Raw genomic sequence first — 24,969 nt, 5'->3', positions numbered from 1 at the left:
GCCCATGGCCCCCGAGGACTTCCGCGTCGACGGCGTGAAGGTGAAGAACCTCCCGAAGGTGTCGCTGCACGATCATCTCGACGGGGGGCTGCGCCCGCAGACCGTGCTCGAGCTCGCGGACGAGATCGACCTCGACCTTCCCGCCGACGACGCGAAGGGGCTGGAGGCGTGGTTCAGCGACCACATCGACGGCGGCTCGCTCGAGGACTACCTCGAGAAGTTCGACGTCACGGTCGGCGTCATGCAGACGCGTGAGGGTCTCGTGCGGGTCGCGAAGGAGTTCGTCGAGGACCTCGCCGCCGACGGCGTCGTCTACGGCGAGGTGCGGTGGGCGCCCGAGCAGCACCTGACCCGCGGCCTGAGCCTCGACGACGTCGTGGACGCCGTGCAGGAGGGCATCGAACAGGGGGAGGATGCCGCGGACGCCCGCGGGCACGACATCCGTGTCGGCCAGCTCCTCACTGCGATGCGCCACACCGACACCTCCCGCGAGATCGCCGAGCTCGCCGTCGCGTGGCGCGGGCGCGGCGTGGTCGGGTTCGACCTCGCCGGGGCCGAGGACGGGTTCCTCCCCAGCCGTCACCGCGCGGCGTTCGACTATCTCGCCGAGCAGTTCTTCCCGACGACCGTGCATGCGGGTGAGGGTGCCGGTCTGGCATCCATCCGCTCCGCGCTGATCGACGGACGCGCCCTCCGCCTCGGTCACGGCGTGCGCATCGCGAACGACCTCGACGTGGTCTCCCGCGAGGGCGAAGACGTGCAGGTCACCTTCGGCGACCTGGCGCGCTGGGTGCGCGACCGCGAGATCACGCTCGAGCTCTCGCCGACGTCGAACCTGCAGTCCGGCGCCGTCACGGCGTGGGGCGACACCATGGACGCCCACCCGTTCGACCTGCTCTACCAGCTCGACTTCTCGGTCACCGTGAACGTCGACAACCGCCTGATGAGCGCCACGACGCTCACCCGCGAGCTGGGGCTGCTGGCCCAGGCGTTCGAGTACGACCTCGACGACCTCGAGGCCTTCCAGCTGAACGCCGCCGCGGGAGCGTTCCTGCCGGTCGAGGAGCGCGAGGAGCTCATCGAGATCATCAGCGAGGGCTTCCAGCGCTGAGTCTCGTCGAGGGGGCGCGTACCTGCCGGTGCGCGCCCCTTCGCCGTTCGCGGGCTCGCCTTCCGCCCGTGGACGATGGTCGAGTGTCCCCGACACCCGGGATGGCGTGCGGGGTCGTCCGGGTGTGCTGGACACTCGAGGAGGATGCGTGCCGGGGCGGCCAGCTGCGCGGCGCGCGAGGCTCCGCGTCGGGCTATGCCGGCGGGGTGGCGACCGTGTAGCGGGTGCTCGGCCGGCCGGCGGTGGAGTAGTCGAGGCTGCGGACGCACTCGCCGTCGTCGGCGAGGTGCTCCAGGTATCGCCGACAGCTCACCCGCGACAGACCGAGATGGTCGGCGACCTCGGCCGCGCTCGCCGAGCGGAGATCGCCGATGGCGGTGCGCACCAGGTCGAGCGTGGGTTGCGACAGCCCCTTCGGCAAGGGCCGCCGTGTCGCCGGTCGCATGACCGCATCCACGCCCCGCTGATTGAGCGATCCCGCCATCGCCGCGGACGAGCGGCGCTCCGCCAGCACATCGTCGATGCGGGCGTGCAGCTCGCCCGCGGTGAACGGCTTGACCAGATAGTGCTGCACCCCCATCAACCGCGCTGTGCGCACGGTGTCGACGTCGCGCGCGGCGGTCACGGCGATGACCTCGGGTTGGTCGAGCCCGGCATCCCCGCGCACGGCGCGGAGGGCGTCCAGACCGGAGAAACCCGGCAGGTGCACGTCGAGCAGCACGAGATCGGGTCGGAGTTCCTTCACCGCCGCCACGGCATCCGGTCCGGTTCCGGCCGTCCCCACCACCTCGCACGCGGCGTGGGCGGCGACGAACAGGCCGTGCAGCGAGGCGACCGCGGGCTGGTCGTCGACGACGAGGACGCGCAGCACCATCACGAGACCCGCTCGGGTTCGGGGAGCAGGACCTCGAAGCGGGCGCCGCCCAGGGGCGAGCGCGAGACACGCGCGTCGCCGCCGCGACGACGCGCGACGCGCCGCACCAGGGCGAGGCCGATGCCACGCGCGCGGTGCCGGGTGTCCTTGGTGCTGACTCCCTCCTCGAACACGCGGTCGTGGAGCGCCTCGGGCACCCCCGCGCCGCTGTCGTCGACGATGATCCGCACGGCGGCGGTCGTGGCATCCACCGTCACCCTCAGATGATCGCCCGGGCGACAGGCCTCCAACGCGTTGTCGACCAGGTTGCCCACCACGGTCACGATGTCGCCGACCGCATCCGCCGGCGGCGTGCCGTCGGCGACGATCTCGAGCGCGACGTCGAGCTCGCGCGATCGCGCCAGCTTCACCGCCAACAGCGCGGTCAGTTCGCTGCCGAGGCCCGCGGCATCCGGCCCCAGATCCAGCGACCCGCCCGGACGCACGCGCGCGATGAAGTCCCGGGCCTCGTCGTACGCGCCGAGTTCGAGCAATCCCGAAACCACGTGCAGGGAATTCGCGAACTCGTGCGCCTGGGCGCGCAGGCCCTCGGTCAGCGACTGCTGGCCGTCCATCTGCCGCAACGCCTCGTGCAGTTCGCTGTGGTCGCGCAGCAGCAGGGTCGCACCGACCAGGCGCCCCCGGTCGTCGCGCAGGCCCGTCGACCGGGCGATCACGGGACGCTCCCCGGCGAGCACCAGACGGCCGCCGGGCTCGCCGTCCTCCATCACCTGCAGGAGCGGGCCGTCGAGCGTCTCGTCGGCACGGCGGCCCTGCAGGGGACCGCGGTCGATGATGCGCTCGGCGGCGTCGTTCGCGCTCGTGACGACGCCGCGATGATCGACGCGGATCACTCCCTCGCTCAGGCGGTGCAGCATGGTCTCGCGCTCGCCGACCATCTCGGCGATCTCATCGGGTTCGAGTCCGAAGATCCGTCGGCGGATGAGAGCCGCCACCCAGGCCGCGCCGAACACTCCCGCCACGGCTGCTCCGCCGAACGCGAGCAGCAGCCCCGGCAGCCTCGCCTGCAGATCGGCCGCCAGCTCCGACTCCAGCACGCCCACCGACACCGACCCGATGATCTCGGCACCCGCGTCGTCCTCGCCGGTGTCGCCGTCGGCGTAGACGGGCACCTTCACCCGGTACGACTCGCCGAGCGTGCCCGTCTCGGTGCCCGACCACACCTGCCCCGACAGCGGGATCGACGGGTCGGTCGACACGCTCTCGCCGATGCGGTCGGGGTTCGGGTGCGAGAAGCGGATGCCGTCGACGTCGGTGACCACGACGTAGGTGAGCGACGACGCCTCCCGGATGACCTCGGCGACCGGTTGGATGACCGCTGCGGGGTCGGGGTCGTCGAACGCTTCGACGATGACGGGCAGGCGCGCGATCGACAGAGCGACACCGACCATGCGTTCGCGGTAGGAGTCGCGGATCGCGCTCTCCTGGATCCACACGGCGACGAGCCCCGCCCCGAGGGTCACGACGCACACGATCGACGCCTGCAGCAGCAACAGCTGCAGTCTCAGCGACAGTGCTCGGACCACGCTCCATTCTCACCCGGCCGCCGACCGGCGCCGAGTGCGGATCGCGACCAATAGTTGCCGAACTCGTTCTTAGTTGCGCAAGCGCGACGGCATCCGGGTGCTCTGCCTACCGTGAGCGATCAACGGGGAGGCGACGGCGCCTCACCCGAACTCGAAGAGGAGTACCGCGCATGCGTCGCACCACCATCGCCCTCGTCCCCCTGGCCGCGCTGTCGCTCGCGGCCCTCACCGGCTGCAACCCGCAGGGCGCGGGCGCCGGCGGAGCCGCCGCCTCTCAGGACGCCGCGGCGATCGACTCCGTGAACATCGTCGTCCCCGCCGACCCCGGCGGCGGCTGGGACCAGACCGGCCGCGCCGTCTCCGACGTGCTCACCGGCGACGAGCTCGTCGGCACCGCGGCCGTGAGCAACGTCGGCGGCGCCGGCGGCACGGTCGGTCTCGCCTCGCTCGCCAACGAACGCGACCCCTACACGCTCATGGTCACGGGCCTGGTGATGGTCGGAGCCGTCGAGACCAACGCCGCCGAGAACCGCATCGAGGACACCACCCCGATCGCCCGCCTCACCGAGGAGCCCCTCGTGGTGGTGGTCCCCGCCGCGAGCGAGTACCAAACGCTGAAGGATCTCGTCGACGCGGTCGTCGCCGACGGTCAGGGCGTCACCATCACGGGCGGCTCGGCCGGCGGCGCCGACCACATCCTGGCGGGGCTCCTGCTCGAGGAGGCGGGGCTCTCGGGCGCCGACATCACCTCGAAGCTCAACTACGTGCCCAACGCCGGCGGCGGAGAGGCGGTGTCGCTGCTGCTGGGGAACAACGCGGCAGCAGGAATTTCGGGAGTCGGCGAGTTCGCGGAGTACGTCGAGTCGGGTGACCTGCGCGCCCTCGCCGTCTCGAGCGAAGAGCCCGCGGCGCTTCTGCCCGACGTGCCGACCATGACGAGCGAGGGCTACGACGTCGTCTACACGAACTGGCGCGGGCTGCTCGCCCCCGGGGGGATCAGCGAGGCGGATGCCGAGGGCCTGACCCGGCTCGTCACCGACATGCACTCCTCCGACGCCTGGAAGAGCGTGCTCGAGGAGCGGGGCTGGACCGACGCCTTCCTGACGGGAGACGAGTTCACCTCCTTCGTCGAGGAGAACATCGTCGACGTCTCGGGCACTCTGAAGAACATCGGGCTGGTGTCGTGACGACCACCGACGCACCGGGGGCGGCGACCGTTCGCCCCCGGTGGGGCGCCGACCGGATCGGCAACGCGATCTTCGCGGGCGTCGTCTTCGGTCTCGGCGTCTTCGCCCTCGTCGGGGCCTTCGCCATCCGCGTCCCGGCGGGGGCGGCGATCGGCCCTCAGGTGTTCCCCTTCGCCGTCGCGGTCATCCTGCTCGGCTCCGGCGCCGCGCTCGTCATCGCCGCGTTGCGCGGCCAGGTGGCACCGCGCGAGGAGGGCGAGGACATCGACCCGGATGCCAAGACGGACTGGTTCACGATCCTGAAGCTCGTCGCCCTGCTGGTCGCCGTGCTGCTGCTTCTCGAACTGCTCGGCTGGTGGATGGTCGCCGCGTTGCTGTTCGGCGGCGTGGCATGGAGCCTCGGCGCCAAGCGCCCGTGGGTCGCCTTCCTCGTCGGTCTCGTCATCGGCATCGGCACCCAGCTCCTCTTCGGTGAGGGCCTGGGCCTCTTCCTTCCCCGCGGGGCCGCCTTCGACTGGTGGTACGGCCCCGGACCCCTGTTCGGCTAGGAGACCGTCGACATGGATGCTGTCAACTCCCTCATGGAGGGCTTCGCCACCGCGTTGCAGCCGGAATACCTGCTGTTCGCGCTCCTCGGCGTCATCATCGGAACCGCCGTCGGCGTGCTCCCGGGCATCGGGCCGGCCATGACCGTCGCCCTCCTGCTGCCCCTGACCTACTCGCTGTCGCCGACAGCGGCCATCATCACCTTCGCGGGGATCTACTACGGCGGGATGTACGGGGGCTCGACCACCAGCATCCTGCTGAACACGCCGGGTGAGTCGGCATCCGTCATCACCGCCATCGAGGGCAACAAGATGGCCAAGCTCGGGCGCGGCGCGGCAGCTCTGGCGACGGCGGCGATCGGGTCCTTCGTCGCCGGGACGATCGCCACGGCGCTGCTGACCCTGTTCGCTCCGTTGCTCGCGCGCGTCGCCGTGAACCTGTCGCCCGCCGACTTCGTGGCCCTCATCGTGGTGGCCTTCGTCACCGTCGGAGCGCTGCTCGGGTCATCGCCGGCTCGCGGTCTCGCCTCGCTCGGCATCGGTCTGCTGGTCGGGCTCATCGGGACCGAGGCGACCACCGGTCAGGCCCGGTACACGATGGGCGTCCTGGCGCTGTCGGACGGCGTGAGCGTCGTGCTCGTGGCCGTCGGCCTGTTCGCGGTGGGGGAGACCCTGTACGTCGCCGCTCGTCTGCGCCACGGACCCATCCCCGTCATCCCGGTCACACGCGGATGGCGCAATTGGATGACCAAGGAGGACTGGCGCCGTTCGTGGAAGCCGTGGCTGCGCGGGACCTTCATCGGCTTCCCGATCGGAACGATCCCCGCCGGCGGTGCGGACGTCGCGACCTTCCTGTCGTACGCGAGCGAGAAGAAGCTGTCGAAGAACCGGGAGCAGTTCGGCCGCGGGGCCATCGAGGGCGTCGCCGGACCCGAGGCGGCCAACAACGCCGCCGCGGCCGGCGTGCTCGTGCCGCTGCTGACCCTGGGGCTCCCGACGACGGCGACGGCGGCCATCATCATCACGGCGTTCCAGTCCTACGGCATCCAGCCCGGTCCTCAGCTCTTCCAGAACCAGGGCGATCTGGTGTGGGCGCTGATCGCGAGCCTGTACATCGGCAACGTGCTGCTGATCGTGCTGAACCTGCCGCTGGCGGGGCTGTGGGTGAAGGTGCTGCAGATCCCGCGTCCGTACCTGTACGCCGGCATCCTCACCTTCGCGGTGCTGGGCGCGTACGCGGTGAGCTTCTCGACGCTCGACATCGTGATCCTGCTGATCGTGGGGGCGCTCGGGTACTTCATGCGGCGCTTCGGCTTCCCGATCGCGCCGCTCATCGTGGGGCTGATCCTGGGCCCCATGGGCGAGCAGCAGCTGCGCAAGGCGCTGCAGCTCAGCCAGGGCAACGTCGCCGACCTCGTGCTGCACCCCTTCGCCGCGTCGGCGTACGTGCTGCTGGCGGTGTTCCTCGTGGTGGGGCTGTGGCTCAAGCGCCGTCAGAGCCGCTACGAGCGGGCCCTGGAGGCTTCGCTCGCCGCGACCGAGGGGCACCCGCAGGCCGGCGTCGACCACCTGTGGGAGCCGGGGGAGCGTCCGACCGACGTGCGCACCGACACGATCCGCGCGGAGCTCGCGGCCGAGAGGGCCCGGGCCGCGCGGGGCGAGCCACCGCAGCCCTGACGCCTCGAGTGTCCACGACACGCCGTATCCCGGGCGCGGGGTGCGGCGTGTTCTGGACGCTCGACGTTGCGCGACGGCCGGGGTCAGGGGCGCGGCAGGAAACCGGCGAGCTGTTCGGCGATGATCCGGTCGACCTCGGCCGGATCGGCGGTGAGGGTGCCGTCGCCGGGCTGCGGGCCGTAGGCGCCGAACGACGCGTGCGAGGCGCCGGGGATCTCGACGAAGGTCGCGTCGGCGGGCAGCTCGCCCGCGGCATCCGCGATCTTCTGCGGGGTGGACAGGCCGTCCTCCGATCCCGACAGGCTCAGCACGGGCAGTCCGGATGCCGACAGGTCGTTCGCGCAGTACGAGGCGAAGAGCACGAGCGCATCGGCGTCGGTCGCGAGCTGGCACGCGCGCACTCCGCCGAGCGAGTGACCGCCCACCGCCCACGTCGAGACATCGGGCGCGAGGTCGGTGAACGTCGACAGGGGACGGGGATCGAAGAACGCCAGGTTCAGCCAGGGCTTGGTGATCACGACGGTGACACCGTCGTCGACGACCGTGTCGGCGAGGGTCGCGATGTACCCCTCGGCCTCCACCTTGGCCCCGGGGATGAACACCAGTCCCTGCCCGGTCGCGCCGGCGGCGGGGGAGAGCACGATGCCCGCGCCGTCGTCGGTGATCGTCAGCCCGGGGTTCGCCTCGGCCTCGGCGAGGGGGCCCGCTTCGGCCCCCATGACGCCGACCTGGCTGTAGATCAGGATGCCGCCGACCAGCAGCACGACGATCGCGCCGAGGCCGCCGAGGGTCCAGCGCAGCCATCGGCGTCGGCGGCGCGGCGCGGGGGCGGCGGACGGATCGGTGGGGCGCGTGCTGTCGGTCACGTCCCCGAGCGTATCCCCGGGCTCGCCGCGCCGCGCGGCGCGGCGCTGAACGGCGTCGAGCGCGAACACGACACCGCCGACGCGCCGCTCGCTGCGGCCGCGTCGGCGGTGTCGGAGGTTCAGGAGGCCAGGGCCGCCTGTCGTGCGGAGACGACCTCCACGACCCGCCCGAACAGCGGGTGCGCGCGGTCGAGGCCGGTCACCTGGGCGGTGAACGCTTCGGCGTCGAGCTCGCGCAGCAGGCGCTGCAGCTCGACGGCCTGGGCGTCCTCGGCATCCACGAACTCCAGCGCCGCGGCCATCGCGGCCACGAGCGCGTCGACGGGCAGACCCCGCTCGATCGCCTCGGCCGCGGGACCCACGAAACGTTCGTGTCGAGAGAGCTTGCGCAGCGGCTGGCGACCGACGCGCCACACGGTGTCGGGGAGGGCGGCGTTGCGGAAACGGCGCAGGATCGTTGCGCGGTACTCGCCCTGCACCTGGGCGTCGAGCTCGTGCTTCTGCACGAGCAGTGCGCTGGTCTCCTCGAGCGCCGCCTCGACCTTGGCCGCGATCGCGGGGTCGGCGAGGGCGTCGGAGATGCGCTCGATGCCCGCCTGCGCCCCGAAGTACGCGGTGGTGGCGTGGCCGGTGTTGACCGTGAAGAGCTTGCGCTCGATATAGGGCTCGAGGTCGTCGACGAAGTGCGCGCCGGGAATGTGCGGCGGGGTGTCGCCGAACGGCGCCCGCTCGATCGCCCACTCGTAGAAAGGCTCGACGGTGACGTCGACGCCGCCCTGGGCCTGCGCCGGGACGATGCGATCGACCGCGGTGTTGGCGAAGACGGCACGGGACGCCAGAGCATCCCACGCCTCACCGGCGAGCTCGACGACGTGGTCGCGCAGCTGGTCGGTCGCGCCGATGGCGTTCTCGCACGCCATGACCTGCAGCGCCGGCAGCGACGGATCGCGCAGCGCGAGGCCGGCGACGATGTGCGGAGCCACGAACTTCAAGATGGTGGGACCGACGGCGGTCGTGACCACGTCGGCGGTGGCGATCTCGTCGACCAGGGCCTCGGCATCCACCGAGCTGTCGATGGCGCGGAAGTTCGTCACCTGCTTGTCGACGCCGCCCTCGCCCACCTCGTGGACCGTGTACGACGAGGCGTCGTTGATGGCGGAGACGAGAGCTGCGGACACGTCGGAGAAGACGAGGTCGTACCCGCCCTCGTGCAGCAGGAGCCCGACGAAGCCGCGGCCGATGTTGCCGGCGCCGAAGTGGACGGCCTTCATGCGTTGACGGAACCCGCGAGGGCCTCGTAGAGCTCCTCGGGGGAGGAGGCGGCCTTCAGACGCGCGACGTCGTCCTCCTCGGAGAAGAGGATGGCGATCTGCGACAGGATCTCGAGGTGCTCGTCGCCCTTGCCGGCGATGCCGATGACGAACGTCACGGGCTCTCCGCCCCAGTCGACGCCGCCGTCGTAGCGGACGACCGACAGACCGGAGGCGAGGATGGCCTGCTTGGTCTCGTTGGTGCCGTGCGGGATGGCGAGCTCGTTGCCCATGTAGGTCGAGACCGTCTCCTCGCGCTGCTGCATGGCGGCGAAGTACGCCTCGGTCACGGACCCGGTGGCCTGGAGCAGGTCGGCCGCCTCTTTCATCGCCTCCTCGCGGGTGGCGCTCCCGGGGTGGATGCGGACGGATTCGATGCGGAGGACGTTCGACATGGTTCTCGCCTTTCTCGTCGTGCTGTCCAGCCTGGCAAAACGCGGGCCGGACGGGAAGACGCCAGGGGCCGGGCTGACGCTCCGGCCCCTGGCGTGGTAGGGGATTACTTGGCTTCGTGCTGAGCGCGGACCATCTCCACGACCTCGTCGTACCGCGGCGAGTTCATGAAGTTGTCCACCGACACGTGAACCGAGTCGGGCGACTGCGCCTTCGCGCGGTCGGTGAGCTGGTTCTGCGTGATGACCAGGTCGGCCGAGCCGTCGAGGTTCGCGATGGCCTGGTTGGTGACCGTGACGCCCTCGATGCCGGCCTTCTTGATCTTGTTGCGCAGGACGCTCGCGCCCATCGCGGAGGAGCCCATGCCGGCGTCGCAGGCGAACACGATGTTGTTCAGCTGCTTCGTGGCGACCCCGCCCTCGAGACCGCCGAGCGCGGCGTCGACATCGCGGTCGGCCGTCTCGGTGGTGCCCGAACCGGTGGTGCCGGCGGCGCGGGTGCGGAGGGCGCCCAGGGTGGACGACTCCTTACCCTTGTTGGCGGCGGTCTGGTCGATCGCGGCGGCGAAGCTGTCGCCCTCCGCCTCGGCGTCGCGCTTGCGCGAGGCGCGGAGGATGATGCCCGCGATGAGGAAGGTCACCACGGCGGCGACGACCACCGAGAGGTAGACCACGAGCACATTGCCCACTCCGCCACCGGCCGCAGCGGCCGTCACGGCGATGATGCTGCCGGGGGCTGCCGGGAACACCAGGCCACCGCCGAAGATCATATTGGTCGCGACGCCCGAGGCGCCACCGGCGATGAGCGCGAGGATCGTGGCGGGCTTGGCGAGGGCGTACGGGAAGTAGATCTCGTGGATGCCACCGAGGAACTGGATGACGATCGCGCCCGGAGCCGAAGCCTTGGCGGCGCCGACACCGAAGAACGTGAACGCCAGCAGCAGACCCAGGCCGGGGCCGGGGTTCGCCTCGATGAGGAAGAGGATCGACTTGCCGCTCTCCGCCGCCTGCTCGATGCCGAGCGGGGTGAACACGCCGTGGTTGATGGCGTTGTTGAGGAACAGCACCTTGGCGGGCTCGACGATGATCGACAGCACCGGGAGCAGGTTGAACTGCACGAGGAACGCGACGATGCTGCCGAGGACCGCGCTGATGCCGAGGAAGACGGGACCGAAGGCGAAGAAGCCGACGATCGCGAGGATCATGCCGAGGATGCCGGCGGAGAAGTTGTTCACGAGCATCTCGAAGCCGGGGCGGATCTTGCCGTCCCACAGCTTGTCCATCTGCTTGGTGATCCAGGCCGCGAGCGGGCCCATGATCATCGCGCCGAGGAACATCGGGATGTTGGTGCCCACGATCACGCCCATGACGGCGATGGTCGCGACCACGCCACCGCGCGCGCCGTAGACGATGCGTCCACCGGTGTTGGCGATGAGAAGGGGCAGCAGGTAGGTGATCATGACGCTGACCAGACCGACGTAGCCCTGGTAGGTGCTGCCGTCGGCGTTCGCGGTCAGCGCGGTCGCCGCTCCCGGCCATCCGATGGTGGCGGCGTCACCGCCGCCGCCGAGGATCTCGGCGACCGGGGCCCAGTGCCAGCCGAAGGGGCTGTTCGCACCGAAGAACCCGGCGGGGATGAAGAGCATGGTGATGAAGCCCCATGCGATGAAGGCTGCGATGTTCGGCATGATCATGCCGGAGAGGAACGTACCGAATCGCTGTACCGCGATCCGCGCTCCTCCCGGCTTCTTGGCGGGTGACGTCGTCGTCATTGCTGTGTCTCCTTGACTAGCGTTGCGGCCGAAGCCGGGTGGGGGGTGCGGCTCACGCCGCGACGGTGTTCGCGGAGGCTGCCTGAGCGGCCTCCCGGGCGGAGGCCGCGTCATCGGCGGCCAGGGCGGCCTCGGCGATGCGGCGGGCATCGTCGAGAGTGTGGGTGAGCAGGGAGGCGCGCACGTCGGCGAGGGCCGTCGGGGCCATCGACAGGGTGGTGGCGCCGAGGCCCACGAGCACGACGGCCAGCAGCGGGTCGGCCGCCGCCTCGCCGCAGATGCCGACGGGCTTGCCGTGGGTGCGTCCCGCGGCGCCGACCTCGCGGATCAGGCGGAGCACGGCCGGATGCCACGGGTCCTGGAACGACGCGACCGAGCCGAGCAGGCGGTCGGCGGCGAGCGTGTACTGCGTCAGGTCGTTGGTGCCGATCGAGGCGAAGTCCGCGATGTCGAGGATGCGGTCCGCGAGCAGGGCCGAGGACGGCACCTCCACCATGACGCCCGTCGTCTTCAGGCCGTAGTCCTTGGCGAGGGCGGTGAAGTACCGCGTTTCCTCGACGGTCGAGACCATCGGGGCCATCACCCACAGGTCGGCGGGGCCGGCCTCGGTCTTGCGCGTCGCGGCATCCGCTTCGGCGAGGGCCGTGAGCTGCTCGCGCAGGATGTCCTCGCTCGCGCGCAGGGCGCGCAGGCCCCGCAGGCCCAGCGCCGGGTTCTCCTCGTGCGCGTCGTTGAGGAAGGGCAGCGGCTTGTCGGCTCCGGCGTCGAGCACGCGCACGACGACCTTCTTGCCGGGGAAGGTGCTGAGCAGCTCGATATAGGCGGCGCGCTGCTCCTCGACCGTGGGGGCGGAGCTGGAGCTGAGGAAGAGGAACTCGGTGCGGAACAGGCCCACGCCCTCGGCGCCGAGCTCGACGGCCTCGGCGGCACCGCCGGGCTTGCCGAGGTTGGCCAGCAGGGGCACCTTCGTGCCGTCGGCGAGGGCGCCGTCGGTGATCGGGGCGGATGCCGCGGCGGCCCGGGAGGCGGCACGCGTGAGCGCGCGCGCCTTCTCGTCCTCCGACGGGTCGACGGTGACGACCCCGGCGGCGGCGTCGACGATCACGGGCTGACCGTCGACGAGGTCCTTGGCGCCCGCGGCGCCGACGACGGCGACGATCGACTTCTCGCGCGCGAGGATCGCCGTGTGCGAGGTGGGGCCTCCCTCGGTCGTGACGAGAGCGAGCACCTTGTCGAGGTCGAGCAGCGCGGTGTCGGCCGGGGCGAGATCCTTCGCCACGAGCACGAACGGGTGACCGGGATCGGGGATGCCGGGGGCGGCGACGCCCCGCAGACGCGCGATGACGCGCTGGGCGACGTCGTCGAGGTCGGCCGCGCGCTCGCCGAGGTAGCCGCCGAGGGCGACGAGCTGCTCGCGGAACGAGGCGAAGGCGTCGTGCACGGCGAACTCGCCGTTCTTGCCCGCCGCCAGCCGGGAGTCGACCTCGGCCTCGAGGGTGGGGTCCTCGGCGATCATCGCCTGTGCCTCGAGCACGTCGCGGGCGGCGCCGCCCGCCTGGGCCCCGCGGGCCTCGAGCTCGCGGGCGACGGCGGCGACGGCTTCGCGCACGCGCGCCGTCTCCTCCTCGACCGTCAGCTCGCTCTTGGCATCCTTCGGGGCGGGCAGGGGCTCGGCCATGCGCGCGATGGGTCCCTGGGCGACGCCCAGGCCGATTCCGACTCCACGGAGTTCCGTCATGGTGCTTGTCTTCCTTACTCGGCGTCGTGGTCGGTGGTCAGCAGCTCGGCGAGGCGCTCGAGCGTGGCCTCGGCGTTGTCGCCGTCGGCGGTGAGGGTCACGTAGTCGCCCTGTTCCAGTCCCAGCGCGATGATGCCGAGGATGCTGGCGGCGTTGACGGGCTTGCCGGCGTCCTTGGCCAGGGTCACGGGGATGCCGGAGTCCTTCGCCGCCTGCGCGAAGAGCTTCGCGGGGCGCGCGTGCAGACCGTGCGACGATCCGATGCGGACGGTGCGGGTCAAGTGGGGCATGGGTGTCTCCGTCGACTCAGATCGTGTCCGCCGGCTGGCGGGAGCGCAGGGAGTCCTCGACGAGGGCGAGGGTTCGGGTTCCGCCGAGGTCGGCGAAGACGTCGGCGGGAAGCAGGATGACGGTCGCACCGCGCGGCTCGGCCTCGCGGCGGATGTGCTCGAGGTCGGCGGCCAGGTGCGGACCGACGAGGACGATGTCGGCGGCGTCGAGGTCGTCGGGCACGGAACGCGCGGTTCCGGCCGACACGGTGCAGTCGAGACCGCGATCCTGCGCAGCACGACGAACGCGTTGCGCCACGAACGTGCTCGACGCACCCGCTCCGCACACCACGAGGATCTTCATCGACCGGCCTTTCTTCCTCTCGATTGTCCGCACCCGCTTCACAGGAGACAACCAGGTTCGTTTCCCACCCCCCGGAACGTGGATGCCACGGCCCCTCCCGCTCGCGCGGTTCCACGCCCGGAACGCGTGCTCCCCGCGTCCGGGCACGCGTGCTTCCCGCGTCCGGGCACGCGTGCTTCCCGCGTCCGGGCACGCGTGCTTCCCGCGTCCGGGCACGCGTGCGCCCCGTGCCCGGCGCGAGCGCGTGCTCCCGTGACCGAGCCCGCTCGTGCGCACGCGCGTGCGCTCCCGCGCCCGGTGGGGATGGGCGTGAAAGGATGGACGGATCGCTGCCCACCGGGGCGGCGCGGAGGACGGATCGTGACGACGAAGGCTCGCCAAGACCGCCTGCTGGCCCTGTTGCTGCGGGACGGGGAATGGTCGACCGCCGCATCGCTGGCGGACGCGCTCGGGGTCACGCCGCGCAGCATCCGCTCCTATGTCACGACCATCAATGCCCGGGTGCCGTCGGGAGCGGCGATCGAGTCGGGGCCGCTCGGCTATCGCGCGGGCGGCGACGCCGCCGCGGCGCTGCGTTCCCTCTCGGGTTCGGATGCCGGCACCCCGCGCGATCGCCTGCACACCCTCGTGCGTCGCCTGCTCGATTCCGCCGACGGTATCGACGTGTTCGAGACCGCCGACGCGCTCCACGTGAGCACGGCCACTCTCGAGGCCGACCTGTCGCGCGTGCGGGGTCTGCTCGGGGGGACCGAATTGACCCTCGAGCGCTCGGCATCCACCGCTCGCCTGCGCGGAACCGAGGTGGCTCAGCGGCGCCTGCTGTCCAAACTCGCGCACGACGAGATGGACGCCGGCCTGTTCGACCTCGATGCCCTGCGGCGCACACTGGGCGAGCGCTCCGTCGGGGCGCGGGCGTTCGGTCCGTTCAAGGCCGAGCTCGTGGCCGAGCTCGGGGCCCTGGGCTACTACGTGAACGAGATCGGCATCGGCGACGTCGTGATGCACATCGCCATCGCCGCCGATCGCACCACCCGCGACCGCGCCCTCGGGTCGCCCGGCGGCGACTCCTCCGACGCCGCCGCGGCGGTGGTCGACCTGCTCGACCGCCTCACCGTCAAGCACATCGGCGTGCAGCTCGGCTCCGGCGACCTGCGGCACCTCGCCACCCTCGTGCTGACGCGCATCGTCGCCCCGGGCTCGCCGGGCACCGACGACGTGCGCGCGCGCCTCGACCCCGCGGTGGAGGCCGCCGTGCGGCTGGTGGTCGACAACGCGGCATCCGAGTTCCTCGTCGACATCGCGCACGACGACTTCATCCTGCGCCTGGCGCTGCACGTGCAGAACCTCCTCGCCCGATCCCGCGAGCAGGCGTGGTCGCGCAACCCGCTCACGCGGTCGCTGAAGTCGACCTACCCGATGATCTTCGAGGTCGCCGTGTACATCGCGAAGGGCCTGCAGGACGGTCTCGGCATCCCGATCCTCGACGACGAGATCGCCTACATCGCCATGCACGTCGGCGGGCGCCTCGAGCGCAGCCGCCGTGCCGACCAGCTGCTGACCGCGACCATCGTGTGCCCGGGGTACTACGAACTGCACGAGCTGCTGCGCTCGAGCGTCGACCGCTCCCTCGGCCAGGCGATCGAGGTCGTCGGCGTCGAGACGCGCATCGACCCCGCGTGGGACGCGATCGAGACCGACCTGGTGCTCACCACGATCGACCCGCCGCGGCCCGGCGACCGGTTCGTGCGCATCCAGCCGTTCCTCACCGACGCCGACGTCGAGCGGGTGCAGGCCGCCGCCGGACGCATCCGTCGCGGACGACGCCTGGCGCGACTGCGCGACGAGCTCGAGCGCTACTTCGCGCCCGGCGCGTTCGTGCGCGGCCTGGATGCCGCCGACGGCGAGGCCGGCGTCATCCGTCGCCTGGGTGGACTGCTCGTGGAGCAGGGGGTCATCGACGAGGCCTACGTGGACCGCGCGGTGGAGCGCGAGGCGATCTCGTCGACGGCGTTCACCGACGCCCTCGCCGTGCCGCACGCGATGGGGATGACCGCGACGCAGACCCGCATCGCCATCGGCATCGCCGACCCCTCGATCGCCTGGGGCGAGGGACGCGTGCAGGTGGTGGCGCTCGTGGCGTTCAGCGAGACCGACCGCGAGGCCTTCCAGACGGTGTTCGAGCAATTCGTCGAGGTCTTCAGCGAGCGCGACAGCGTGCAGCGCATCGTCCGCCGCGCGACCGACTTCCCGGCTTTCCTCGACGAGCTGGTCGCGGTGATCGACGGCTGACGCCGCGGGCGATGCGTCGCGGCTCCGGGGTTCGAGGATGCCGCGCGTCTCCCGGGTTTGGGGCGCTGTTCTCGTTTCGGGGCGTGTTTCCTCCGCCCCGAACCAAGGAATGCGCCCCAAACGTCGGTGCGCGCGCCCGCGCGGCGCTCGCAGGACGGCGCTCGGCGGTGGCCCGCGGACGGGGGACGCCGTGCGTCTAGCCGGTTTGGGGCGTATTTCTCGCTTCGGGGCGTGATTCCTCCGCCCCGAACGGAGAAACGCGCCCCAAACCTCGGTGCGCGTGCCCGTACAGTGCAGCCCGGGCTCCGGCGGCACGCCACCGCGCGCCCCGAACCCCAGGCGCCGCGTGTCGGGCGCGCGAGCCTCAGCGGGGGCGGATGCCGAAGGTCGAGAGTCTGCGGCCGAGGGCGTCGCGGGTGCGCAAGTGCGCCCACTGCCACCTCGCCATCGGCCGTTGCGTGCGCCCGCGGATCCAGTCCTCGCGCTGTTTCTCGCGCAGAAGCACCTCGTCCAGCGACAGACCGGAACGCAGGGCTTCGTCCCGGTACTTCGACTCGCCATCGAACTCGCCCCAGGCGCGCACGTCGTCGAGACCGAAGTCGACGTAGTAGGGGCGGCCCGAGGGGCCGGGAACGGCGACTTGCAGGTCGGGCGGCGCGAACCCGAGTTCGGCGAGTCGGATGCGACTGATGCTCTCGCCGGGTAGCTGGGCACGACCGTCCGCGAATGCCACCGAGCGCAACGCACGGGTCCGACCGTGTGCGGACCGCAGCGCGATGTCGCGGATGTGTTCGCGCCGTTCGTCCGCCGCGTGTGGGAGGAACGCGCCGGGCTCGGGAACGGCCACCGGGCGGAGCCCCGCGTCCAGGGCGCACACCGCCGTCTCGAACGGCATGGTGCGCGCGATGTCGGCGAGAGTGCGCTCGAGGCCGGTGCATCGGAGGCCGTGACGCTGAACGATCTGCTCGGCGGGGACCTCCCCGCGGTGTCTCACGACGCCGGTTGCGGCTCCCGGGCGATCCGGTCCCAGGATCACGTGCACCTTGGGCGATGAAGGCGCGTACACGGGAAGACCGTGCAACGCGGCCGCAGTGAGGTGGGAGAAGACGGGCGGTTCGCGGCTGACCATCTCGAGCGCTCGCGCGCGAAGGACGATCGCCTCCTCGGGTGTGGGTGCGGAGCCCGGTTCCGGTCGGACGTATACGCCGGGCCGTAGGCGAACGACCGCACCCGCGCCGAGGAGCCGCGTGAGCGCCGACGAGCCCACGCCGTCTGCCGCGAGATCGTCGCGCGAGAGCAGAGCGAGGCCGGACATGCCCGACAGTTTCGCGGCCCGGCGGTCACGGCATCCGCCATCGCCGCGTCCGCTGGGGAGAACGCCTCGGAGAGGTCCCCTGTGGAGGACCCCCGCAAGAAGGGGTTTGGGGCGGATCTCTCCCGTCGGGGCGCAGGAATCACGCCCCGACGAGAGGAATACGCCCCAAACCCGGCAGCCGTCGCGTCAGCGCAGCGACCGCCCCACACCCGGCGCGCGTCCCCTCAGCGCACCGACGCCAGCAGCCCCTCGGCCCCGGCGCGAAGCGCGGAGAGGCGCCGCGCGGCCTTCTTGGCCGACGAGCCGCGCACGTCGAGGTACAGCTTGAGCTTCGGTTCGGTTCCGCTCGGGCGCACGATGAGGCGCGAACCGTCCTCGAGCCACACCCGCAGCACGTCGCCCGGCGGCAGCCCGTCGACGCCGAGCAGCAGGTCGTCGACCTTCGTCACCGCGACCTCGCCGACGGCGGACGGAGGCTGGGCGCGGAGGGATGCCATGATCCCGGCGATCTCGCTCACATCGCTCACGCGCACCGAGATCTGGTCGCTCGCGAACGCGCCGAACGTCTCGCGGAACTCCTGCAGCAGGTCGGCCACGGTGCGTCCCTGCCCGCGCGCTTCGGACGCCATCTCGAGCAGCGCGACCGCGGCGGAGATCCCGTCCTTGTCGCGGACGGTGCCGGGGTTCACGAGGTAGCCCAAGGCCTCCTCGAAGCCGAAGACGATCCCGGGCGCGCGCGAGATCCACTTGAAGCCCGTGAGGGTCGAGTGGAAGGCGAGGCCGTAGTGCTCGGCCACCGCCTGCAGTCCCGGTGACGACACGAGCGAGCAGGCGAGGGATGCCGGTGCCCCGGCGTCCTGCGGCGATCCGGAGGCCGGCTCGGCGGCGTCGGCCGTCGCGCCGTCGGAGGCGCCACCCCTCGTCACGGTGTCGGCGTCCCGCCCCGCCGCCGCGTCGCGCCCGGCTTCCGCGTCCCGCCCGACCGCCGCGTCCCGCCCGGCCGCCGCGTCGCGCGCCGATGCCGCGGCCCGCGCCGCGCGCCACCCGAGCAGCAGCCCGATCTCGTTGCCGGTGAGCCGGCGCCAGCCGCCCTCGGCGTCGGCGTCGGGGATGGCCACCGCGAGGCGGTCGGCATCCGGATCGTTCGCGATGACGAGCTCGGCGTCGGCCGCGCGCGCGGTCTCGAACGCGAGGTCCATCGCGCCCGGCTCCTCCGGGTTGGGGAACGCGACCGTGGGGAAGCGTCCGTCGGGATGGATCTGCGCCTCGACGAGCACCGGCGCGGGGTAGCCCGCGGCCGAGAGCACCCTCGACACCGTCTCCCACCCGACGCCGTGCATCGCGGTGTAGACCCAGCGCAGTCCCTCGGCACCCGCGGGCGCGGGCGCCACGGCCGCCGTCGCGGCGACGTAGGCCTCGACGACCGACTCGGGGGCGTTGGCGTAGCCGACCGAGCGGGGGAGCGTGCTCACGGTGCCCGTGTCGGCGATCCGCTGGATGTGGGCGGCGATCTCGGCGTCAGCGGGCGAGACGATCTGCGCGCCCTCGTCGTCGCCGCCGAGGTAGACCTTGTACCCGTTGTCGTCGGGCGGGTTGTGGCTCGCGGTGACCATGACGCCCGCGTCGGCGCCCAGGTGGCGTACGGCGAACGCGAGCACCGGCGTGGGCAGCAGGCGCGGCAGCAGCACGGCGTTCAGCCCCGCTCCGGCGAAGATCTCGACCGAGTCGCGCGCGAACACGTCGGAGTTGCGCCGACCGTCGTAGCCGACCACGACGGTCGGGGTCTGCGAGCCGGCACGCTCGCTCAGGTACGCGGCGAAGCCCGCCGCCGCCTGCGCCACGAGCACGCGGTTCATGCGGTTGGGACCGGCGCCGAGGGTTCCGCGCAGACCCGCCGTGCCGAACGCCAGGCGGGTGGAGAAGCGGTCCTCCAGATCGGCCGCGGCTTCGGCATCCCCGTCTTCGACGCGCGCGACGAGAGCGGTGAGCTCCTCACGGGTCACGGGATCCGGATCCTGCGCGATCCACGCGCGGGCGGCGTCGACGTGGTCGCTCACAGCGCGCCGATCACGCGGGCCAGCAGGGCCGAGATCACCGGCTCGGCTTCGCGACCGGCTTCGAGGACCTCCTCGTGGCTGAGCGGGGTCTTCTGGATGCCGGCGGCCAGGTTCGTGATGAGAGAGAAGCCCAGGATCTCCATGCCCGCCTGGCGGGCCGCGATCGCCTCGAGGGCCGTGGACATGCCGACGATGTGACCGCCGATGGTCTTGGCCATCTGCACCTCGGCGGGGGTCTCGTAGTGGGGCCCGCGGAACTGCGTGTAGACGCCCTCGTCGAGCGAGGGGTCGATCGAACGCGCCACCTCGCGCAGGCGCGCGGAGTAGAGATCGGTCAGGTCGATGAAGGTCGCGCCCTCGAGGGGCGAGTCGGCGGTGAGGTTGATGTGATCGCTGATCAGCACGGGCTGACCGGGCTTCCACGTCTCGCGGATGCCCCCGGCGCCGTTGGTGAGGATCATCGTCGTCGCGCCGGTCGCCGCGGCCGTGCGCACGCTGTGCACGACGCGGCGGACGCCGTGGCCCTCGTAGTAGTGGGTGCGCGCACCGATCACGAGGACGTTCTTGCCCCCGGCCGTGCGGACGCTGCGGAGGGTGCCGACGTGCCCCTCGAGAGCGGGCTTGCTGAAGCCGGTGACCTCGGTGGCGGGGAACGACGCCGTCTCCTCGCCGATGAGTTCGGCGGCGCGCCCCCAGCCCGACCCGAGGGTCACGGCGATGTCGTGGTGCTCGACCCCGGAGAGTCGGGCGATGTCGGCCGCTGCGGCCGTGGCGACCTCGAACGGGTCGACCGCCGGGTCGTCGAGCGGGTGAGAAGTGCTGTTGGACATTCCCCCACTCTAGAAAGTGCGGGGCCCGCGGGCCAGACGGCACACGGATGCCCCCAGCGTGTCGGACCGACCTGGGTGGCGCATCGGCATCCGCCCAGCGCTGACAGAATGGATGCCATGGTGCAGAGCTTCGAGCGCAAGCAGTCCGTCGCGATCGTCGGCGGAGGCCCCGGCGGATACGAGGCGGCCCTCTCCGCGGCCCAGCTCGGCGCCGACGTCACCCTCGTCGAGCGCGCCGGCGTCGGGGGATCGGCGGTCATCACCGACGTCGTCCCTTCCAAGACGCTCATCGCCACGGCCGACGCGGCCGTCGCCATCCGCAACGCCAGCGACCTGGGTGTTCAGCTCTTCGCGAAGGACGACCGCGGCAAGCCGCTGACCCCCGAGGTCGCCATCAACCTCGCGGCGGTCAACCAGCGTCTGCTCTCCCTCGCACGCCAGCAGTCCGACGACATGCGCGCCTCGCTGCTCGACGCCGGCGTGCGCATCATCTCCGGTCACGGTCGCCTCGACGGCAACGGAGCCGTGGTGGTCTCGACCGAGGCCGGCGGCACCGACTTCGACCGCGTCGAAGCCGAGACCCTCGTCGTCTCGGTGGGGGCGTCGCCGCGCGAGCTGCCCTCGGCCAAGCCCGACGGCCAGCGCATCCTCACGTGGACCCAGCTCTACAACATGAAGTCGGTCCCCACGCACCTCATCGTGGTGGGCTCGGGTGTCACCGGCGCCGAGTTCGCCTCGGCGTACATGAACCTCGGGGCGAAGGTCACGCTCGTCTCCAGCCGCGACCAGGTGCTCCCCGGAGAAGACCAGGATGCCGCGGCCGTGCTCGAGCGCGTCTTCCAGCGCGGCGGCATGACGCTGCTGGCGAAGGCCCGCGCCGACTCGGTCGTCAACACCGGCGACGGCGTGACCGTGACCCTGTCCGACGGGCGCACGATCGAGGGCAGCCACTGCCTCATGGCCGTGGGCTCGATCCCGAACACCGCGGGACTCGGCCTCGAGCAGGCGGGCGTGCAGATGACGGCATCCGGCCACATCCGCGTGAACCGCGTCGCGCGCACCTCCGTGCCGAACATCTACGCCGCTGGCGACTGCACCAACTTCTACCCCCTGGCCTCGGTCGCATCGATGCAGGGGCGCCAGGCCATCTTCCACGCGCTCGGCGACATCGTCATCCCGCTCGAGACCCGCCGCATCACGGCCAACATCTTCACGGCGCCCGAGATCGCCACCGTCGGCTTCAGCGAGCAGGACGTCATCGAGGGGCGCATCGCCGGCAAGGTGCGCAAGCTCCCGCTCTCGGCCAATCCGCGCGCCAAGATGCAGGGCATCACCGACGGCTTCGTCAAGCTCATCGCCCGCGAGGGAAGCGGAACGGTCATGGGCGGCGTGATCGTCGGCCCGAAGGCCTCGGAGCTCATCTACCCGATCGCGATCGCCGTGGAGCGCCGCCTCACCGTCGACCAGGTCGCCCGCGTCTTCGCGGTCTACCCGTCGCTGACCTCGAGCATCACCGACGCCGCGCGCGCGATGCACATCGTCGACCGCGACGACCCCGGCGAGGACTGAGCACACCGGATGCCGCGGCCTCGCGGCATCCGTCGCCGTTCGGTGCCCCGCGGGTCCCCGCGCCGATGAACGCTCCTGCACGGAGAAACGCTTCCGGAACGCGTTTGTCCATGCAGCGCGCGTTGTCGCGGGGTGGGCTGCGCCGGCGGGGCACACCCCGCCGCGTTCCGGCTGCCTTGTGAGGACTGACCATCCCGGATGCCGCCGCCCCGCGGCATCGCCTCTCTCTGTGCGTCCCACGTATGGCGGTGCACGTCCCGTTTGTGGCGGGTTATGCGCGGTTGGACCGGCCAGAAGTGGGACGAAGGGTGTGTGCGGTGGGGTGCGCGCGGCGGGGTGCGCGCGGCGGGGTGTGTGCGCGGGGTGCGCGCGTGTGTCCCACTTATGTCGGTGCATGTCCCACTTCTGGGGGGTTGTGGGCGATGGGACCGGCCACAAGTGGGACGAGGGAGTCGGCGCCCGGCGGTAGGACTGACCATAAGTGGGACGAGGGGGTGCAGCGGGCGCCGCACGAACGACGGCGCCGCACCCCCGAAGGAGTGCGGCGCCGGACGAACGAGCCGGGGTCAGCTGATCAGCAGCAGCTGGTGGCCCGCCGAGACGGTGGTACCGGGGTTCGCGTCGATGGACGCGACCGTTCCGTCCTTGTGAGCCTGGATGGGCTGCTCCATCTTCATCGCCTCGAGCACGACGACCAGGTCGCCCTTGACGACCTGCTGGCCCTCCTCGACCGCGACCTTGACGATCGTCGCCTGCATCGGCGACTTCACCGCGTCGCCGGTCGCTCCGGCGGCGGGGGAGGCCGCGTGCGAGCGGCGGGACGGCGGGGCGGCGGCGGGGCGGCCGACCTGCGGGGCGGCGGCGGTGATGCGGTCGGGCAGGCTCACCTCGAGACGCTTCCCGCCGACCTCGACGACCACGGTGTGCCGGCCCGGGGCGGCCGCGGGGGCGTCGAGCTCGCCGTCCCACGCCGGGATGTCGTTGACGAACTCCGTCTCGATCCAGCGGGTGAAGACGCCGAAGGCGCCGTCCTCGGCCGTGAACGCGGGGTCGCGCACGACCTTGCGGTGGAAGGGCAGCACGGTGGGCATGCCGGCGACCTCGAATTCGTCGAGCGCACGGCGGGCGCGCTCCAGCGCCTCGGCGCGGTCGCGGCCGGTGACGATGATCTTGGCGAGCAGGGAGTCGAAGGCGCCCGAGACGGTGTCGCCCGCCGTGACACCGGAGTCCAGGCGCAGGCCGGGGCCGCCGAAGGTCTTGAAGACGTGAATGGGGCCGGGCTGGGGGAGGAAGCCGCGGCCGGGGTCCTCGCCGTTGATGCGGAACTCGATCGAGTGCCCGGTGGGGGCGGGGTCGTCGTACCCGAGCTCTTCGCCCTCGGCGACGCGGAACTGCTCGCGCACGAGGTCGATGCCGGTGACCTCCTCCGACACGGGGTGCTCCACCTGCAGACGCGTGTTCACCTCGAGGAACGAGATGGTGCCGTCGGCTCCGATGAGGAACTCGCACGTTCCGGCCCCGACGTAGCCGACCTCCTTGAGGATGGCCTTGGATGCCGAGTAGAGGATCGCGTTCTGCTCGTCGGTGAGGAACGGCGCGGGGGCTTCTTCGACGAGCTTCTGGTGGCGGCGCTGCAGCGAGCAGTCGCGCGTGGAGACGACGACGACGTTGCCGGCGACGTCGGCCAGGCACTGCGTCTCGACGTGGCGCGGCTTGTCGAGGTACTTCTCGACGAAGCACTCGCCGCGGCCGAAGGCGGCGACGGCCTCGCGGGTGGCCGATTCGAACATCTCGGCGACCTCGTCGAGCTCGCGGGCGACCTTGAGGCCGCGCCCGCCACCGCCGTACGCGGCCTTGATCGCGATGGGCAGTCCCACCTGCTCTGCGAAGGCGATGACCTCATCGGCCCCCGAGACGGGGCCGGGGGTGCCGGGAGCCAGGGGCGCGCCGACCTTCTCGGCGACGTGACGCGCGGTGACCTTGTCGCCGAGCGCCTCGATGGCGTCGGGCGAGGGGCCGATCCAGACCAGCCCGGCACCGATGACGGCGCGGGCGAAGTCGGCGTTCTCCGCAAGGAATCCGTATCCGGGGTGCACCGCGTCGGCGCCGGAACGGCGGGCGACCGAGAGGATCTTCTCGATCGAGAGGTAGGTGTCGGCGCTGGTCGACCCGTCGAGGGCGTACGCCTCGTCGGCGAGGCGGGCGTGCAGCGCGTCACGGTCCTGGTCGGCGTAGACGGCGACGGAGGCCTTGCCCGAGTCGCGGGCGGCGCGGATGACACGGACGGCGATCTCGCCGCGGTTGGCGACAAGGACCTTGGCGATCTTCGGCATCCTCCCAGCCTATCGAGGGGGCCCGCCGCTCTTTTGACACTCCTCGACAAGAAACGCCGAAGAACGTGTGCGAGTGTCTACGAACGGTTCCATAGCGACGTCCACGAGCCGCCGAGCTCGCGGACGAGACGCCGCACGGTCGACAGCGACATCCCGACCACGGTGGAGGGGTCGCCCTCGACACGCTCGATGAACGGCCCGCCGAGGCTGTCGACGGTGAAGGCGCCCGCGACCAGCAGCGGCTCGCCACTGGCGACGTAGTCCGCGATCTCGTCGTCGTCGACGTCGGGGGCGAAGCTCACCGAGGCCTCCGCCACGGCGAACGCCTCCCGTGGCTCGGCGCCGGGGGAGAGCCGGAACACGCTGTGCCCGGAGTGCAGCACGCCGGTGCGTCCGCGCATGTCGCGCCAGCGCTGCGTGGCGACCTCCGCCGTGTAGGGCTTGCCGAGGATCTCGTCGCCGAGGGCGAACATCGAGTCGCCGCCGATGACGAAACCGTCGAACGCGGGTTCGTCCGCCCGCAGGCGCTGCGCGACATCGGCCGCCTTGCGGCGCGCGAGCAGCAGGACGTGCTCCGCAGCGGGCAGCCGCCGCCCCTCGGCGGCCTCGACCTCGGCGACCACGGCCTCTTCGTCGACCCGGGGTGCTCGCGCCTCGGGTTCGATCCCCGCCTGGCGCAGCAGCATCAGACGGGCGGGAGAAGTGGATGCCAGGCACACGCGCATGCGCCCACGCTACCCACGCGCCGGGGGCTCCGGACCCTTCGACGGGCCCAGGGTCCTCGGTTCGCGAGGCGGCCTGAGCGCGTCGAATCCGCTGGGTCGTGCGGGGTTCCGGACCCTTCGACAGGCTCAGGGTCCTCCGGTGGCGAGGTGGCTGAGCCTG

Annotated in this window: 20 protein-coding genes; 6 read left to right on the top strand and 14 right to left on the bottom strand. The window is 71.7% G+C overall.

Translation table 11 applies throughout. The annotated features are described in order from the left end of the window. The first annotated feature begins 4 nt into the window (after positions 1-4). Positions 5-1,111, top strand: a complete 1,107-nt coding sequence (locus tag RWH44_RS02025; protein WP_316003276.1) for an adenosine deaminase — start codon at positions 5-7, stop codon at positions 1,109-1,111. Between the two features lie 193 nt (positions 1,112-1,304). Here the strand turns inward: RWH44_RS02025 and RWH44_RS02020 are convergent, their stop codons facing one another. Beyond that, on the bottom strand, positions 1,305-1,985 hold the full coding sequence (locus RWH44_RS02020; RefSeq protein ID WP_298874390.1) for a response regulator: 681 nt from the start codon (positions 1,983-1,985) through the stop codon (positions 1,305-1,307). Further along, positions 1,985-3,571: an ATP-binding protein gene (locus RWH44_RS02015; protein ID WP_316003275.1), complete on the bottom strand. Its 1,587-nt coding sequence runs from the start codon at positions 3,569-3,571 to the stop codon at positions 1,985-1,987. Before RWH44_RS02015 ends, RWH44_RS02020 begins: the two co-directional genes overlap by 1 nt. Before the next feature lie 170 nt (positions 3,572-3,741). On the opposite strand from RWH44_RS02015, the gene RWH44_RS02010 reads away from it, so the two are divergent. From RWH44_RS02010 to RWH44_RS02000, 3 genes are read left to right on the top strand one after another with little or no spacing between them, the layout of a single operon-like run. After that, the gene (locus RWH44_RS02010; protein ID WP_298874396.1) at positions 3,742-4,758 is read left to right on the top strand and encodes a Bug family tripartite tricarboxylate transporter substrate binding protein; all 1,017 of its coding nucleotides are present in this window, start codon (positions 3,742-3,744) and stop codon (positions 4,756-4,758) included. Then, complete coding sequence (locus tag RWH44_RS02005) at positions 4,755-5,306, top strand: tripartite tricarboxylate transporter TctB family protein (RefSeq protein ID WP_298874399.1); 552 nt, start codon at positions 4,755-4,757, stop codon at positions 5,304-5,306. Before RWH44_RS02010 ends, RWH44_RS02005 begins: the two co-directional genes overlap by 4 nt. A gap of 12 nt (positions 5,307-5,318) precedes the next feature. Then, positions 5,319-6,980 carry a tripartite tricarboxylate transporter permease gene (locus RWH44_RS02000; RefSeq protein WP_316003274.1) on the top strand — a complete coding sequence of 554 codons (1,662 nt, stop codon included), beginning with the start codon at positions 5,319-5,321 and terminating at the stop codon, positions 6,978-6,980. Positions 6,981-7,063: 83 nt separating this feature from the next. Here the strand turns inward: RWH44_RS02000 and RWH44_RS01995 are convergent, their stop codons facing one another. The 7 genes from RWH44_RS01995 to RWH44_RS01965 form a co-directional block, all read right to left on the bottom strand. Beyond that, positions 7,064-7,846: an alpha/beta hydrolase gene (locus RWH44_RS01995; protein ID WP_316003273.1), complete on the bottom strand. Its 783-nt coding sequence runs from the start codon at positions 7,844-7,846 to the stop codon at positions 7,064-7,066. Positions 7,847-7,965: 119 nt separating this feature from the next. Continuing rightward, positions 7,966-9,117: a mannitol-1-phosphate 5-dehydrogenase gene (locus tag RWH44_RS01990; protein ID WP_316003272.1), complete on the bottom strand. Its 1,152-nt coding sequence runs from the start codon at positions 9,115-9,117 to the stop codon at positions 7,966-7,968. Further along, complete coding sequence (locus tag RWH44_RS01985) at positions 9,114-9,551, bottom strand: PTS mannitol transporter subunit IIA (RefSeq protein ID WP_298874411.1); 438 nt, start codon at positions 9,549-9,551, stop codon at positions 9,114-9,116. Before RWH44_RS01985 ends, RWH44_RS01990 begins: the two co-directional genes overlap by 4 nt. A 104-nt stretch (positions 9,552-9,655) precedes the next feature. After that, positions 9,656-11,320 (bottom strand): PTS mannitol transporter subunit IIBC, encoded by a 1,665-nt coding sequence (locus RWH44_RS01980; RefSeq protein WP_298874414.1) that lies wholly within the window; start codon positions 11,318-11,320, stop codon positions 9,656-9,658. Between the two features lie 52 nt (positions 11,321-11,372). Next, positions 11,373-13,058 carry a phosphoenolpyruvate--protein phosphotransferase gene (ptsP, locus tag RWH44_RS01975; protein WP_316003271.1) on the bottom strand — a complete coding sequence of 562 codons (1,686 nt, stop codon included), beginning with the start codon at positions 13,056-13,058 and terminating at the stop codon, positions 11,373-11,375. 14 nt (positions 13,059-13,072) lie between these two features. Next, complete coding sequence (locus RWH44_RS01970; protein WP_150952419.1) at positions 13,073-13,348, bottom strand: HPr family phosphocarrier protein; 276 nt, start codon at positions 13,346-13,348, stop codon at positions 13,073-13,075. A 16-nt stretch (positions 13,349-13,364) separates the two neighbouring features. Further along, complete coding sequence (locus RWH44_RS01965) at positions 13,365-13,691, bottom strand: PTS sugar transporter subunit IIB (RefSeq protein ID WP_298874421.1); 327 nt, start codon at positions 13,689-13,691, stop codon at positions 13,365-13,367. 360 nt (positions 13,692-14,051) lie between these two features. Here RWH44_RS01965 and RWH44_RS01960 point away from each other — a divergent pair, with 360 nt between their 5' ends. Continuing rightward, positions 14,052-15,980, top strand: a complete 1,929-nt coding sequence (locus RWH44_RS01960; protein WP_298874422.1) for a BglG family transcription antiterminator — start codon at positions 14,052-14,054, stop codon at positions 15,978-15,980. 364 nt (positions 15,981-16,344) lie between these two features. Here the strand turns inward: RWH44_RS01960 and RWH44_RS01955 are convergent, their stop codons facing one another. The 3 genes from RWH44_RS01955 to RWH44_RS01945 form a co-directional block, all read right to left on the bottom strand. After that, a complete protein-coding gene (locus RWH44_RS01955; RefSeq protein ID WP_316003270.1) occupies positions 16,345-17,295 on the bottom strand; it encodes a type IV toxin-antitoxin system AbiEi family antitoxin domain-containing protein in 951 nt (316 codons plus the stop codon). A 224-nt stretch (positions 17,296-17,519) separates the two neighbouring features. Then, complete coding sequence (locus tag RWH44_RS01950) at positions 17,520-19,352, bottom strand: phospho-sugar mutase (RefSeq protein ID WP_316003269.1); 1,833 nt, start codon at positions 19,350-19,352, stop codon at positions 17,520-17,522. Continuing rightward, the gene (locus tag RWH44_RS01945) at positions 19,349-20,182 is read right to left on the bottom strand and encodes a purine-nucleoside phosphorylase (protein ID WP_316003268.1); all 834 of its coding nucleotides are present in this window, start codon (positions 20,180-20,182) and stop codon (positions 19,349-19,351) included. The genes RWH44_RS01950 and RWH44_RS01945 overlap by 4 nt, the downstream gene beginning before the upstream one ends. A gap of 108 nt (positions 20,183-20,290) precedes the next feature. Here RWH44_RS01945 and RWH44_RS01940 point away from each other — a divergent pair, with 108 nt between their 5' ends. Continuing rightward, on the top strand, positions 20,291-21,751 hold the full coding sequence (locus RWH44_RS01940; RefSeq protein ID WP_298874429.1) for an NAD(P)H-quinone dehydrogenase: 1,461 nt from the start codon (positions 20,291-20,293) through the stop codon (positions 21,749-21,751). Between the two features lie 566 nt (positions 21,752-22,317). Here the strand turns inward: RWH44_RS01940 and RWH44_RS01935 are convergent. Then, on the bottom strand, positions 22,318-24,084 hold the full coding sequence (locus RWH44_RS01935; protein ID WP_316003267.1) for an ATP-binding protein: 1,767 nt from the start codon (positions 24,082-24,084) through the stop codon (positions 22,318-22,320). A 77-nt stretch (positions 24,085-24,161) separates the two neighbouring features. Further along, entirely contained in the window at positions 24,162-24,809 is a 648-nt protein-coding gene (locus RWH44_RS01930; protein WP_316003266.1) for a Maf family protein, read from the bottom strand. Between the last annotated feature and the right edge of the window lie 160 nt (positions 24,810-24,969).

It is taken from the genome of Microbacterium phycohabitans (assembly GCF_032464935.1).
In the GTDB taxonomy this organism is placed as follows: Bacteria; Actinomycetota; Actinomycetes; order Actinomycetales; family Microbacteriaceae; genus Microbacterium; species Microbacterium phycohabitans.
Note: the sequence above shows the minus strand (reverse complement) of the source record. Positions and strands in the feature narration are given on the sequence as shown.

Excerpts from the sequence above, each read along its gene's own strand:
- ptsP (WP_316003271.1), bottom strand. The coding sequence starts at position 13,058 with ATGACGGAACTCCGTGGAGTCGGAATCGGCCTGGGCGTCGCCCAGGGA.
- RWH44_RS01990 (WP_316003272.1), bottom strand. The coding sequence starts at position 9,117 with ATGAAGGCCGTCCACTTCGGCGCCGGCAACATCGGCCGCGGCTTCGTC.
- RWH44_RS01955 (WP_316003270.1), bottom strand. The coding sequence starts at position 17,295 with ATGTCCGGCCTCGCTCTGCTCTCGCGCGACGATCTCGCGGCAGACGGC.
- RWH44_RS01945 (WP_316003268.1), bottom strand. The coding sequence starts at position 20,182 with ATGTCCAACAGCACTTCTCACCCGCTCGACGACCCGGCGGTCGACCCG.
- RWH44_RS02020 (WP_298874390.1), bottom strand. The coding sequence starts at position 1,985 with ATGGTGCTGCGCGTCCTCGTCGTCGACGACCAGCCCGCGGTCGCCTCG.
- RWH44_RS02010 (WP_298874396.1), top strand. The coding sequence starts at position 3,742 with ATGCGTCGCACCACCATCGCCCTCGTCCCCCTGGCCGCGCTGTCGCTC.
- RWH44_RS01940 (WP_298874429.1), top strand. The coding sequence starts at position 20,291 with ATGGATGCCATGGTGCAGAGCTTCGAGCGCAAGCAGTCCGTCGCGATC.
- RWH44_RS01985 (WP_298874411.1), bottom strand. The coding sequence starts at position 9,551 with ATGTCGAACGTCCTCCGCATCGAATCCGTCCGCATCCACCCCGGGAGC.
- RWH44_RS01930 (WP_316003266.1), bottom strand. The coding sequence starts at position 24,809 with ATGCGCGTGTGCCTGGCATCCACTTCTCCCGCCCGTCTGATGCTGCTG.
- RWH44_RS01965 (WP_298874421.1), bottom strand. The coding sequence starts at position 13,691 with ATGAAGATCCTCGTGGTGTGCGGAGCGGGTGCGTCGAGCACGTTCGTG.
- RWH44_RS01980 (WP_298874414.1), bottom strand. The coding sequence starts at position 11,320 with ATGACGACGACGTCACCCGCCAAGAAGCCGGGAGGAGCGCGGATCGCG.
- RWH44_RS01935 (WP_316003267.1), bottom strand. The coding sequence starts at position 24,084 with ATGCCGAAGATCGCCAAGGTCCTTGTCGCCAACCGCGGCGAGATCGCC.
- RWH44_RS02025 (WP_316003276.1), top strand. The coding sequence starts at position 5 with ATGGCCCCCGAGGACTTCCGCGTCGACGGCGTGAAGGTGAAGAACCTC.
- RWH44_RS02000 (WP_316003274.1), top strand. The coding sequence starts at position 5,319 with ATGGATGCTGTCAACTCCCTCATGGAGGGCTTCGCCACCGCGTTGCAG.
- RWH44_RS01970 (WP_150952419.1), bottom strand. The coding sequence starts at position 13,348 with ATGCCCCACTTGACCCGCACCGTCCGCATCGGATCGTCGCACGGTCTG.